The 12,834-nt window shown below is 43.9% G+C and carries 11 protein-coding genes and 1 riboswitch; all 11 genes read right to left on the bottom strand.

Translation table 11 applies throughout. The features are described from left to right. The 11 genes from PG086_RS00360 to dnaB all read right to left on the bottom strand — a co-directional run bounded on the left by PG086_RS00360 (window position 1) and on the right by dnaB (window position 12,822). Complete coding sequence (locus PG086_RS00360) at window positions 1–1,059, bottom strand: AAA family ATPase (RefSeq protein WP_096421481.1); 1,059 nt, start codon at window positions 1,057–1,059, stop codon at window positions 1–3. Window positions 1,060–1,202: 143 nt separating this feature from the next. Continuing rightward, the gene (locus tag PG086_RS00355; protein WP_270747126.1) at window positions 1,203–3,635 is read right to left on the bottom strand and encodes an ATP-dependent Clp protease ATP-binding subunit; all 2,433 of its coding nucleotides are present in this window, start codon (window positions 3,633–3,635) and stop codon (window positions 1,203–1,205) included. A 1-nt stretch (window position 3,636) separates the two neighbouring features. Continuing rightward, the gene (locus PG086_RS00350; RefSeq protein WP_001211263.1) at window positions 3,637–4,095 is read right to left on the bottom strand and encodes a CtsR family transcriptional regulator; all 459 of its coding nucleotides are present in this window, start codon (window positions 4,093–4,095) and stop codon (window positions 3,637–3,639) included. A 118-nt stretch (window positions 4,096–4,213) separates the two neighbouring features. Beyond that, a complete protein-coding gene (locus tag PG086_RS00345) occupies window positions 4,214–4,942 on the bottom strand; it encodes an ABC transporter ATP-binding protein (protein ID WP_270747124.1) in 729 nt (242 codons plus the stop codon). After that, on the bottom strand, window positions 4,942–5,952 hold the full coding sequence (locus PG086_RS00340; protein ID WP_270747123.1) for an ABC transporter substrate-binding protein: 1,011 nt from the start codon (window positions 5,950–5,952) through the stop codon (window positions 4,942–4,944). Before PG086_RS00340 ends, PG086_RS00345 begins: the two co-directional genes overlap by 1 nt. 34 nt (window positions 5,953–5,986) lie before the next feature. Further along, window positions 5,987–6,745 carry an ABC transporter permease gene (locus PG086_RS00335; RefSeq protein ID WP_270747122.1) on the bottom strand — a complete coding sequence of 253 codons (759 nt, stop codon included), beginning with the start codon at window positions 6,743–6,745 and terminating at the stop codon, window positions 5,987–5,989. Further along, window positions 6,708–6,998: a thiamine-binding protein gene (locus tag PG086_RS00330; RefSeq protein ID WP_247940450.1), complete on the bottom strand. Its 291-nt coding sequence runs from the start codon at window positions 6,996–6,998 to the stop codon at window positions 6,708–6,710. The genes PG086_RS00335 and PG086_RS00330 overlap by 38 nt, the downstream gene beginning before the upstream one ends. A gap of 70 nt (window positions 6,999–7,068) precedes the next feature. Continuing rightward, a riboswitch (TPP riboswitch) is annotated at window positions 7,069–7,171 on the bottom strand. 103 nt (window positions 7,172–7,274) lie between these two features. Continuing rightward, the gene (gene polA, locus PG086_RS00325) at window positions 7,275–9,908 is read right to left on the bottom strand and encodes a DNA polymerase I (protein ID WP_270747120.1); all 2,634 of its coding nucleotides are present in this window, start codon (window positions 9,906–9,908) and stop codon (window positions 7,275–7,277) included. An 84-nt stretch (window positions 9,909–9,992) separates the two neighbouring features. Further along, entirely contained in the window at window positions 9,993–11,102 is a 1,110-nt protein-coding gene (locus PG086_RS00320; protein WP_270747118.1) for a CHAP domain-containing protein, read from the bottom strand. Window positions 11,103–11,192: 90 nt separating this feature from the next. Beyond that, on the bottom strand, window positions 11,193–11,468 hold the full coding sequence (locus PG086_RS00315; protein WP_001278166.1) for a Veg family protein: 276 nt from the start codon (window positions 11,466–11,468) through the stop codon (window positions 11,193–11,195). Window position 11,469: 1 nt separating this feature from the next. Then, window positions 11,470–12,822, bottom strand: coding sequence for a replicative DNA helicase (dnaB, locus tag PG086_RS00310; RefSeq protein WP_000852476.1), 1,353 nt, complete (start codon window positions 12,820–12,822; stop codon window positions 11,470–11,472). Between the last annotated feature and the right edge of the window lie 12 nt (window positions 12,823–12,834).

The following is a 12,834-nucleotide window of genomic DNA, read 5'->3' as shown; positions in this document are numbered from 1 at the left end:
CTAATCTGCTTGGTAAATGGCATCAATAGCCACTTTTGCTGCTTCATAATTGCCTAGATAATCCTCTGCTAGATAAACTAAAGGAATGGTGGTTAAGTATCGCTCCCTCATCTGGTCCAAATGCTGGGAAAAACTGTAGCGAATGTGGTCTTCTGCCATGGTCATATCTCTAAATCCGTCATTGACATAGGAGCCAACAGGCTGCAAAAAGAGAATCAAATCCCATTTTTCCTTGGCCAAGATGGAGGCAAAGAGATTGTCAAAGGTTTCTCCTGATAAGTCCTCTTGGTCCTCAGTCTCCATGTAATAGTCATAGTAACCCTTGGTTACCAAGGAGTTGGTATCGGCTATCACTAGGCCTCGATTGGCATTGCTATCGATTAGCTTGGAGGTCTGGTCATACTGCCCTAAAAGGAGATAATAGTAATCTTTTGGAGTCAATTCATCGTCGCGGACATTGTTTTTGATCTGGTACTCACGCGCGTATTCCAGACTAACGGGCGCATCGTAATACCTTGCCAAATCCTTGGCCAGAGTGGTCTTCCCATTGCTAGCACTTCCCATAATTAACACTTTCTTAGTAAACTGACGACGGAAGGGTTGAGCAATATATTTCCAATATTTGCTTGGATTTTCTCGAATCATAGTCGCTGAGATACCAAACTTTCTTTCTTGCAAGACAGTGCTAAATCCACGTTTAGCTAGTTCTTGCTGGTATTCTTCTTCTCCCACAAAGAAAGTCAGTTCTTGCTGGGTTTCATCATAGGAAATCTCCTCTAACATCTGGTTCAACCACTCCTGCCAGCCCATAGGATAACGGGGAAGATTGGTCTCATCCAGCTTGCAGACAGAGGTCAATTCGTCATCACGAAAAGCCTCTCGGATATAGCGAAATCGTTTTTGAAGACTTAAACCTACCTGCTCCCCTCGGTCTCCCTCGTAGCCTGAAACGACTACCCAGACCTGGTCACACTTACGCTTCGCTCGCTGGATCAGATCGATATGACCCTGATGAAGAGGGGCAAAGGTCCCAAATACTACTGCTGTTTTCTTTTTCATAAACATTTTACCTTTTTATAATTTTTGATATTTTTATTTTCTATGTTTTTATTATATCTTATATTTTTATTTTTTCAAGGGTTTTTATTATTTTTTATAAAAAAGTGATAAAAAAGAATCAGGATTCCTCCTGATTCTCATTTTTAAGCAATATCAAATTTCAATTGTCCAGCTTTGACACCAATTTTGAGGGTCTTACCTGCTACCAGTTCTCCCTTAAGGAGGAGTTCTGCCAACTTGTCTTCCACTTCTGTTTGCAGTGTTCTGCGAAGTGGACGAGCTCCCATTTCTGGATTGTAACCGTGACTAGCTAGTAACTTCAGTGCCGAAGCTTGCAGTTTCAAGTCGATGCCTTTCTCTGCTAGGCTAGCAATCAATGGTTTAACCATGATCTTGACAATTTCCTGCATGTGTTCGCTATCCAAGCTGTGGAAGACCACCTTTTCATCAATACGGTTGATAAACTCTGGTCGATAAGCTTTTTTCAACTCTTCGAAGATTCGTTTTTCCATATTTTCTTGGTCAAAACGAATGTCCTTGGCCCCAAAACCGACAGTCTTGTCATCACGAAGGGCTGTCGCACCAAGGTTTGACGTCATGATGATAATGGTATTTGAAAAGTCAACCTTGCGCCCCTTGCTGTCTGTTAGAACTCCATCATCCAAGACCTGCAAGAGGACATTAAAGATATCTGGGTGGGCCTTCTCGACCTCGTCAAAGAGGAGTACGGAGTATGGTTTATTGCGGACCTTCTCGGTCAACTCCCCCCCTTCTTCGTAGCCCACATAACCCGGAGGAGCTCCATTGAGACGGCTGGCTGCGAATTTCTCCATATACTCACTCATGTCAAAGCGGATAAGGGCTGATTCGTCATCAAAAAGAACTTCTGCCAAAGCCTTAGCCAATTCGGTCTTACCGACACCCGTCGGTCCTAGGAACATAAAGGAGCCAATCGGACGCTTGTGACTGCGAATACCTGACTGGTTACGGCGAATGGCACGGCTAATGCTTGAAACAGCTTGATCTTGACCGATGACGCGTTTATGCAGTTCTGCTTCCAAGTTCAAGTATTTCTTAGCATCTGTTTGCGTCAGCTTTTGGACTGGGATACCTGACAAGCGACTTAAGGTGGTTAAAATATCAGATTCTGTCACCAAGTCTTTATAGACAGGCAATTCTTGTTCTTTTGCGATTAGCTGGCCTACTTGTTTCCACTTGCCATCCATCAAGGCCTTGTCAGCTGGACTCAAGTCGGTTTCATCCATTCTCACATGCTTGGATTTGTTTTGCACTGTTGCTGCCGCCTCATCCAATAGATCGATGGCAGAGTCTGGCAAGTGACGGCTTGTCAAGTAACGATGCGCCATCTTGACAGCTGTTTCAACCGCTTCATCTGTGATTTGCACACGGTGGTGTTTCTCATAGGTAGCCTTCAAGCCCTGTAAAATGGTCATACTGTCGGCCACGCTTGGCTCTTCGATCGTCACTTTGGCGAAACGACGAGAAAGGGCTGCATCCTTTTCGATATGTTTTTGATATTCCTCCTGAGTAGTCGCACCAACAGTTTTCAAAGTTCCACGAGCCAAGGCTGGTTTCAAGATATTAGCCGCATCCAGAGTCGAGTCAATCCCGCTCCCAGAACCCATGATAGTATGGAGTTCATCGATAAATAGGATGACTTGGCCATCTTCTTCAATATCCTTGATGATATTGTTCATGCGCTCTTCAAAATCCCCACGGAAACGTGTTCCCGCAACGACATTCATCAAATCAAGCTCTAACACACGCATCTTGGCCATTTCCGCAGGCACATCACCACTAGCAATACGCTGGGCAAGTCCAAGTGCCAGAGCTGTTTTCCCGACACCAGCATCCCCAACCAAGACCGGATTGTTCTTGGTCTTCCGACTCAAAATCTGAATCATACGCGAGATTTCCTTGTCCCGACCGATGACTGGCTCTAACTTGCCAGAGCGCGCTTGCTCCGTCAGGTCATGCGTGTAGTCCTCTAGACCGCCACTTGGAGTCTGAGGCATGCCCATCATATTAGCCATAGAATTTTGCTTATCAGAAACCGTACGATGGCGTTGGCGTAAAGCCTTGAGGTCTTCACGAGTCCATCCTGCACGTTCCTCTAAATTGCGACGAAGGGCAGCAATCTTGACCTGATCTTTCTTGTCTTCATAAGAAAAACCAGCCCTCTCCAAGATACGAGTCGCCAAGGCATTGCCATCATGCAAAATCGCATAGAGGACATGCTCTGTCCCCAACACCTTAGCATGGACCACTGAGGCCACATACTCTGCTTCTGCAAAGAGAACCTCCAAACGATGGGAAAAGGGCAATTCTGTAAAGGTTTCATCCTGGCTATAGTCCGTTTCAGTCAGTTCCAACGCAACCTCTTCTAAACGGTCCATTTCATAAGGATAATCATTTAGAGTCGCACCTGCCACACTGTAACTGTGATTGGACATGGCAATTAACAAATGCCAAGACTCTAGATATCGGGCTCCAAAATGGCCAGCAACCATGTAGGCACTTTCGATACATTCATTCAATGCTTTTGAATAATTCATCTTACTTCTCTTTTCTATCTACCTCTTGTAATAGCTGCCGGAGCATATTGGCACGGACAACTGAGGATTCCTCCCCTAGGACACGATCTGTTGCTACTGAAGTCAGCAAGGTCATTTCCTGCTTGGTCATCAAGTCCTGCTCCACCAAAAGCTGGAGAATATCCTCATAAATCTCCTGACTAACTCGCTCACCAATCGAGTAAAGCAAATCGCGGAGCATCTCATGATGACTGGAAAACTCAATCCGCCCAATGCGAATGTAGCCTCCACCACCTCGCTTGCTCTCAACCAAGTAACCTCTACTTTCCGTAAAACGTGTCTTGATGACATAGTTGATCTGACTTGGCACAACCTGAAAGGTATCCGCCAACTGACTCCGCTGCAATTCCACGATACCAGACTGGTCTAAAATTGCCTTGATATAGGCTTCGATATGATCTGATGTATTTTTAAATCTCATAGTAAATCAAACTCCTTCTTTGAACCTTGACTATCTTTGACTATTATACCGAAATTTTTGATTTTTTAAAAGGAAAAGGGAGCAAGTAAAGAATAATCTTCACCGACTCCCTATTTTTCTAAGTATTTAATCCCAATTCCGCCAATATTTGTCGTTTATAGGCAATTTTTTGAACTTCCTTGTCCTCACCTTCAGACCAATCTAGTTTGACTTCAGAAACGATCTGGCCCGGCCGATTTTTTAGAATATAGATGCGGTCGCTAAGGTTGAGGGCCTCCTCGATACTGTGGGTGATAATCAAGGTCGTCAGCTGCAACTGTTTGTGAATCTCCAGATACCAAGCGTGGAGTTCCATCTTGGTCATCTCATCCAAGGCGCTAAAGGCCTCATCCAAGAGAAAGAGCTTGTGCCCGAAAAGGTAGGTCCGGAGCAAGGCTACACGCTGGCGCATCCCTCCGCTGAGTTCGTGAGGATACTTATCCCGTACAGCTGTCAGCTGGAAGGTCGCAAGGATTTCATCTGCTTGGGCAATGGCCTCCGCCTTATCCACCTTTTGAATCAAGAGGGGCAGTATGATATTGCCAAGCACCGTCTTGTGCTCCAAAAGGAGATCCTTTTGTAACATATAACTCACGCGCCCCTTGGGATTTTCTTCGCCATCAAGGACAATTCGCCCAGACTGGACTTCTAAAATCCCAGCGATTAGGTTAAAGAGGGTGGTCTTTCCAACACCACTGGGCCCTAGGATAGAAACTACTTCACCTGAAGTGACCTGCAAGTTGATATCCTCTAAAATCTTTTCATTGTCGTAGGCATAGCTTACCTGTTCTAGTCTAATTTCTGTCATTATTTTACAAATTCGTTAGTGAAGCCTTTATCAGTCAAGTCTTCTTTAAGGATGCCATTTTCTTTATCCCATTTGTAGAAGGCATTCCAACGGTTTGCGTCAAATTGTCCCCATTTTTCCTTGTCGCTTGCGTATTCTTTTGACAAGTATTTTTGAGATTCGATGACAAAGTCACGTTTTTCCTTGAGTTCAGGGGCATTCTTGATGAGGATATCTGCAGCTTCTTCTGGGTGTTCCATAGCGTATTGGTAGCCTTTTTTGATGGCTTGGATGACTTTACGAGCTTCTTCTTTGTTATCTTTCAAATAGTCGTTGTTGGCGATGATGACTGGTGAGTAGTAATCAAACTCTTTAACGTAGTCTTTCAAGTACATGAAGTTAGCATCTACGCCTTGAGATTTAGCAAGGATACCGTCCCAACCGTAGTAGATCCAAGCAGTGTCAAAGACACCATTGGCAATCGGTGTGATTGAGTTTGAGTCGTTGTTTGGTACTTTTTCGACCTTCTCAAAGTCTCCACCTTGAGATTCTACCAAGGTTTTCAACATAGCCAGTTCCGTTGGGTCATTCCAAGTTCCGTATTTCTTACCAACCAAGTCTTTTGGACTGGTGACATTGTCAGACTTACGAGAGATGATTCCTGATGTATTGTGCTCAACGATAGCGGCAACGGCAGTGATACCTGCCCCTTTTTCCAACTTTTTAGCCATGTAGTCTTGGAAATAGATAGCAAATGGTGCCTTGCCATTGATCACCAAGTCAGATGAGCTTTCTTCTGGTGGCAATTTCAAGTCAACATCCACTCCAGCTTCTTTGAAATAGCCTTTTTCCTTTGCTACATAAAGTCCTGTGTGGTTGGTATTTGGCGTCCAGTCTAGGATAAAGTCAATCTTCTTGACTTCTGCCTCTTTGTTGCTGTCCTTAGAAACAGTTTCTTGTCTACAAGCCACAAGCACGACAGCTACAAGAACTGTTACAATCGTTAAAAACACTTCCCATGTTTTCTTCATTTTCATTTCCTCTTTTCTTTTTCTCAAACGTCTTCTATGGACGTTTCCATTTAATCACATATTTCTCACTGATATCGACCAACTTCATCCCTAGAAGACTGATAAGCGATACCAGAATAATAATTGCAAACATGGTATCATACTGAAACAGTTTTTTTGACTGAATCATATAAACACCAAGACCCTCAAAACCTCCCAACCACTCAGATACCACGGTTGTGATAAAGGCGTAGGAGACACTGACTCTCAGACCTGCATAAAAGTAAGGCAGGCTAACCGGAATTTTAAAATGCCACAGGATTTGCCAAGGGTTTGCACGCATCAGACTAAACAAGGTCAGCATATCCTTGTCACAATGTCTAAAACCGTCCAAGATACTGACAATGATAGGGAAGGTTGTCGTCAGAATAATCAAGACAATCTTGGGCAAAATCCCATAACCTAGCCACAAGACCAAGATAGGAGCTATCGCAATGGTCGGAATGGTCTGGATAACCACCATCATAGGGTAAATCAGATCATTAAGCCAAGTCAGACTATCCATGAGCACAGCCATGAGACAGGCAATCAAGACACCCAGCACTAGACCGAGTAAAGCCACTCTCAAGGTCGCCCAACTATGGTGCCAGAGAAATTCTCTGTCACGAACAAAGGACTGGAGAATCTCAAGAGGAGTTGGCAGGATAAACTTGGGTAAAAGTTTGAATATTCCCGCTAACTGCCAGACCGACAAGACTCCTAGAAAGCCCAATAGACTAATGTGTCGTCTCAGTATACTTTTCAAGTTTCTCATCGATGCTTAAAATCTCTCCTACATTTATTTTGACATTGGCAAAGACATTATCTGCCTCCTGCCCAGCCACTTCAAGCGCTTCTTTGAGAATGCGCATGAGCTCATCAAACTCCCCTTCCAAGACCGTTTCAAATGGTGTCACCACCATGGTCACGGACTGAGCTTGCAGATAGGTAATAACCTGATCGATAATAGCAATTCGATCAATCCCCTGTGATAGGGGCAAGACTTGCAAGGCAATGCTTGCTTTCATAAAAACCTCCTTTTCTCAGGTTTCCTTTTGACAAAAAGAAAACCCCTTCCATATATGGAAAAGGTGCAGAATTCGGCTAAGTATCGTTCCCTACGCTGGCATTACCCAGATCAGGTGCGGTCGAAGTTTAACACTTCCTCTCAGACTGTACACAGACTCCCATATCTTATATGGACATATAGTAACGCAAATACAAGGAAAAGTCAAGGAAACTGCTTACAGAAAATCATGAAAAAGAGTTTGAAGGCAAGTACTTCAAACTCCATCATATCTTTCTTATTTAGCCTCGTACCAAGTTGCTCCTTCATTCTCATCAGCGATCAGGGGAACACTGATTTGGATGGCTTCTTCCATGGTTTGTTTCACTAGAGCTTTGACGGCTGCTAGTTCTGATTTCGGAACCTCGAGGACGATTTCATCATGCACTTGCAAGAGCATCTTGGTCTGATAGCCACCTTCTACCAAAGCCTTGTCTAGCTGGATCATAGCAATCTTGAGAATATCTGCTGCTGAACCCTGGATAGGAGAGTTGATGGCAGTCCGCTCTGCAAAACCACGAATGTTGAAGTTGCGCGAATTAATATCTGGCAACTCACGACGACGCTTGAAGAGAGTTTCTACATAGCCCTTATCACGCGCCTCACGCACCACCTCATCCATGTAGTTTTTAATACCTGGGAAGCGTTCAAAGTAAGTGTCAATGTAGGCTTTTGCTTCCTTACGGCTGATGCCTAGATTATTAGACAAGCCAAAATCTGAAATTCCGTAAACCACTCCGAAGTTAACCGCCTTAGCATTACGACGGTCGTTTGGAGTCACATCTTCAGGGCGTTCAATTCCAAAGACACGCATGGCCGTCGAGGTATGGATATCTGCTCCTTCTTGGAAGGCTTTGATTAAGTGCTCATCCTTAGAGATATGCGCCAAAACTCGCAACTCAATCTGTGAATAGTCCGAACTGAGTAGTACACTATCCTCCCACTCTGGCACAAAAGCCTTACGAATAAGGCGACCTTGTTCCAAACGTACAGGAATATTTTGCAAGTTTGGATCCACACTAGACAGACGTCCGGTCTGAGTCAAATCTTGCACATAGCGCGTGTGAATCTTGCCATCATCTAAAATCCAATCCTGCAAGCCAACCACGTAAGTCGATTGAATCTTAGCAATCTGACGATAATCGAGAATTTTCTTGACGATTGGTGCAATAGGAGCTAGACGCTCTAGCACATCCACCGCTGTCGAGTAACCTGTCTTGGTTTTCTTGGTATATTCCAGAGGAAGACCGAGCTTTTCAAAGAGAAGCACGCCCAACTGCTTAGGCGAGTTGATATTAAACTCTTCACCAGCTAGCTCATAAATCTCTTGGGTAAGTTGCTCAATGACGACCTCATTTTCAGCTTGCATCTCAAGCAGAGTTTCTTTTTTGACCTTGATACCAGCAATTTCCATCTTAGCAAGGACAAAAGCCAGAGGTTGCTCCATGTCATAGAGGAGATCTAACTGTCCATGTTCACTGAGTTTTTCAAGTAAAACCAGCTCTGTCTCAACCAATACAGCAACCTTGCGAGCTAGGTGTTCCAAGAATTTTTCCCGTTCAGGAATTGCCTTCTTGACCCCCTTGCCGTAAAAGGTCTCATCATCAGCCAAATAAGTCTGGCCATAGAGATTCGCAATAGTTGAAATTTCATTGTTCTCGACTGTTGAGAGTAAGTATTTTGCCAAACGGCTGTCAAAAGCAGGTGCCTGCAGGTTCAAGCCCAAGCGATTTAAAAGAACCTTCGCTTTCTTAAAGTCATACACTTTCAGAGCTGTTTTTTCTAAAAATTCCTTAAAAATCGGCTCTTGCAAGAGCTCAAGTTTATCTGTGGCGTAAAGTTTATCCCCACAGGACCAGGCAAAACCAACCAAGTCATCTGTATGGTAATTCTCACCAAAAAGTTCAAAGTGGAAGATAGAATCCGCACTCAGCATGTCTTGACTGACGTGGTCAACGATAGTGAAATCCAAGCTCTCAGGCGCATCCTTCGACGAAACATTTAGAGCTTGTTTGAGCTGTTTGAAACCCATCTCATCGTAGAATTTCCCGAGGTTTTCCACATCTGGGCCATTATAGACCAAATCATCAAGGCCAATCTCAATTGGTGCCTGAGTCTCAATGGTCGCCAAGGTTTTAGACAGGAAGGCTTGTTCCTTATCGTTGATGAGATTTTCCTTCATCTTAGAGGACTTCATCCCATCGATATTTTCATAAATACCCTCTAGCGAGCCGTGTTCTAGTAAGAGCTTGATACCCGTCTTTTCACCAATCTTAGTGACGCCTGGGATATTATCTGATTTGTCTCCCATCAGGGCCTTGAGATCGATAAACTGAGCTGGGGTAATGCCCATCTTTTCCATAAGGTAATCTGGTGTAAAGGCCTCAAACTCAGCCACACCTTTCTTGGAAATCTCAACCACTGTATGCTCATCCGTCAACTGGATCAAGTCCTTGTCTCCGCTGACAATAGTCACTTCAAAAGAATCCTTCTCAGCCAAGCGACCTAGGGTCCCGATGATATCATCTGCTTCATACTGGGCCAACTCATAGTGGCGAATCCCAAGATGATCTAGCAACTCACGAATGAAGGGAAATTGCTCACGAAACTCATCTGGAGTTTTAGCACGACCACCCTTGTAGTCTGCATACATCTCTGTACGGAAAGTCGTCTTACCTGCATCAAAAGCTACCAAAACATGACTGGGCTCAACACGCTCCAAGACGTGATTCAACATGAGTTGAAAGCCATAGATTGCATTGGTATGAAGGCCATTAGCATTTTTAAACCGATCCAGCTGCTGATAGAGCGCAAAAAAAGCTCGAAAGGCAACAGAAGATCCATCAATTAATAATAATCTTTTCTTGTCCATACACCCATTATAAAGGAAAGAGGGGAAAAATACCATCGGAAAGAATAGGCAAATGGTAATGAAGTCCTCTTTTTTATATTCTTTCTAGATTCTAGCTCCGTTACTATCTACTTGATAGCCATCCACAGTGGTATTCACTGCTAAAGCCCCTGAAGCATTAACGTAGTAATACTTTCCTCCTACTTGGAACCACTGGCTAGACTTCATAGCCCCTGAACTCTCCAAATAATACCATGTTCCATTTTCCTTAAGCCATCCCGTCTGCATCTCACCTGAAGCCTTTAGATAATACCAGTAAGAGCCATCCTTAATCCAGCCAGTTGACATGACCCCATTTTCTTTTAAATGATACCAATTGCCATTGACCTTTTTCCATCCAGTCGCTAGCTTACCATTCTCTCGGTAATACCAACTCCCTCCTTCTTTTTTCCAGCCTTTCTCTGTATTGCTTAGCTCTGCATACTGCACATATCTTCTAGCACCACTGTAGGATAGATAGCCGAGCCACTTATAACCATCCTTTTCAAGAACTTGATCATAACTCACACTCTCACCAGCATAATAGTAATCAATAACCTGTCCTGTACTTGACGGTTGGTCCATAATCGGCGATTTCCCCGTGAATACTATTGTCCCACTAGACGGAAGCTCTGAGCTACGAGCATTTTCACTCGCACTATGGCTAGCGGATAAATCCCTGAAATGAATAAAACCTGTCATCGAACTAGCCTTAACTTTTCGACGGTTATATTTTTCTCGAACCCCGTAGTTATACTCTTCGATTTCAATCGTATCCCCTGACACATTTGATACCCAGGCCACGTGCCCATAATAACCTTCTGTCGACCATGCAATAGCTCCAACTTCTGGCTTAGTATCCACACGGTAGCCTTCTCGCCTTGCACGATGTCCCCACTCATTTGCATTTCCGTAAGCAGGAGGAATCTCAAAGCCATTTACACTACTCAAACGAAAGGCCGCAAAAGAGGTACACTGGCGAGAATACATCCGCCACTGATCGATTTCAACACTACCATTTTTGTAGTGAAGCGGATAGTCATCTCCACGCGCTACACTGTCGGCCTGAGCCGATTCCCCACCAAACAAAAAGGTACTCGTAACAAACAAAGTAGCCAGCCCTACACCCAACTGAGTACATCTACTCTTCTTAACTCCTGATTTAAAAAACGTCATTCATTCTCCTTAATAATATAAATTTCCGAGGTTACCCTCGTTTATACTATTCGGAAGAAAAAGAAAAAAGTGAGCTTTGCTCACTTCATTTTAGGATTCTTGGTCTAGATAGCGAATCAAGTTCTTTTCTGTCAAGATATCTGAGTAGGTGAAGGATTCAACATAGACATTAGCTTGTTTATCTCCCTCAACATCCCCAAATTCAACGATAAATAGAGATGGATAAACCTCAATTAGCTTACCCAATCTATTTTTTTGGCGCTTACGGCCATTTTCCAAAGTCATTTCAACGACTTGTCCCTCATGTGCCTTGATTTCTTCTTTGATTTTTTTCATCTTGGCTACATCTGTAAATGCATCTGACATCTTATGCCTCCCTCTTTGAAATACTTGAAAATTTATTGTATTCTTTTTGGAAAATCAATTCCACCGTTCCGCGAGCTCCACTACGGTTTTTCTCGATGATAACCTCAACCTTGTTATTTGGAATTCCTTCCTCTTCTTCACCCGCACGATCGTAGTAGTCGTCACGGTATAGAAAAGCTACGATATCCGCATCCTGCTCGATAGAACCCGATTCACGAATATCAGACAAGACTGGTCTCTTATCCTGACGCTGTTCCACTCCACGAGATAACTGACTAAGAGCAATGACTGGAACTTTCAATTCCTTGGCTAGAATTTTTAACTGACGAGAAATTTCAGAAACTTCTTGTTGGCGGTTCTCACGACCAGTCCCTGTAATAAGCTGTAGGTAGTCTATCAAAATCAATCCTAGATTGCCCGTTTCTTGAGCCAGTTTGCGTGACCGCGAGCGAATTTCCGTGATCCGAATCCCTGGCGTATCATCGATATAGATACTCGCGTTGGCTAGGTTCCCTTGAGCAATGGTATACTTTTGCCACTCCTCATCAGTCAATTGACCCGTACGGATAGAATGAGACTCCACCAAGCCTTCGGCCGCCAACATACGGTCTACTAGACTTTCCGCACCCATTTCCAGTGAAAAGATGGCAACCGTCTTGTCCAACTTAGTCCCAATGTTCTGAGCAATGTTCAAGGCAAAGGCCGTCTTACCAACCGCTGGTCGCGCCGCTAGGATAATTAACTCCTCCTCATGCAGACCTGTCGTCATATGGTCCAAATCACGGTAGCCCGTTGCAATACCTGTGATATCCGTTGTTTGTTGTGACCGAACTTCTAGGTTCCCAAAGTTGATATTTAGAATATCACGGATGTTCTTGAACCCACTACGATTGGCATTTTCGCTAACATCAATGAGTCCCTTTTCAGCCTGAGCGATGATTTCATCTGCAGGCTTAGAAGCCTCATAGGCTTGGTTGACAGACTCTGTCAACTTGGAAATCAAGCGACGTAGCATAGCCTTTTCGGCTACGATTTTAGCATAATATTCTGCATTAGCTGAAGTTGGTACAGAGTTGACAATTTCGACAAGATAGGACAGGCCACCAATATTTTGGAGATCGCCTTGGCTATCCAAAATCGTTCGAACCGTCGTCGCATCAATCGCTTCCCCACGATCCGACAAATCTACCATCGCTTGGAAAATCAACCGATGAGCATACTTAAAGAAGTCACGAGAATCAATGTATTCTCGGACAAAAACGAGCTTACTCTCATCTATAAAAATAGCCCCCAAAACAGATTGTTCTGCTAAAATATCCTGAGGTTGAACTCGCAGTTCCTCTACTTCTGCCATCCGACTTTCCTT

It is taken from the genome of Streptococcus halitosis, assembly GCF_027691175.1.
In the GTDB taxonomy this organism is placed as follows: domain Bacteria; phylum Bacillota; class Bacilli; order Lactobacillales; family Streptococcaceae; genus Streptococcus; species Streptococcus halitosis_A.
The sequence above is the reverse complement of the archived record's forward strand: the minus strand, read 5'-3'. Positions and strand labels throughout refer to the sequence as shown.

What these genes read in the sequence shown, in the direction of transcription:
- PG086_RS00360 (WP_096421481.1), bottom strand. Translation starts at nt 1,059, where the DNA reads ATGAAAAAGAAAACAGCAGTAGTATTTGGGACCTTTGCCCCTCTTCAT.
- PG086_RS00355 (WP_270747126.1), bottom strand. Translation starts at nt 3,635, where the DNA reads ATGAATTATTCAAAAGCATTGAATGAATGTATCGAAAGTGCCTACATG.
- PG086_RS00350 (WP_001211263.1), bottom strand. Translation starts at nt 4,095, where the DNA reads ATGAGATTTAAAAATACATCAGATCATATCGAAGCCTATATCAAGGCA.
- PG086_RS00345 (WP_270747124.1), bottom strand. Translation starts at nt 4,942, where the DNA reads ATGACAGAAATTAGACTAGAACAGGTAAGCTATGCCTACGACAATGAA.
- PG086_RS00340 (WP_270747123.1), bottom strand. Translation starts at nt 5,952, where the DNA reads ATGAAGAAAACATGGGAAGTGTTTTTAACGATTGTAACAGTTCTTGTA.
- PG086_RS00335 (WP_270747122.1), bottom strand. Translation starts at nt 6,745, where the DNA reads ATGAGAAACTTGAAAAGTATACTGAGACGACACATTAGTCTATTGGGC.
- PG086_RS00330 (WP_247940450.1), bottom strand. Translation starts at nt 6,998, where the DNA reads ATGAAAGCAAGCATTGCCTTGCAAGTCTTGCCCCTATCACAGGGGATT.
- polA (WP_270747120.1), bottom strand. Translation starts at nt 9,908, where the DNA reads ATGGACAAGAAAAGATTATTATTAATTGATGGATCTTCTGTTGCCTTT.
- PG086_RS00320 (WP_270747118.1), bottom strand. Translation starts at nt 11,102, where the DNA reads ATGACGTTTTTTAAATCAGGAGTTAAGAAGAGTAGATGTACTCAGTTG.
- PG086_RS00315 (WP_001278166.1), bottom strand. Translation starts at nt 11,468, where the DNA reads ATGTCAGATGCATTTACAGATGTAGCCAAGATGAAAAAAATCAAAGAA.
- dnaB (WP_000852476.1), bottom strand. Translation starts at nt 12,822, where the DNA reads ATGGCAGAAGTAGAGGAACTGCGAGTTCAACCTCAGGATATTTTAGCA.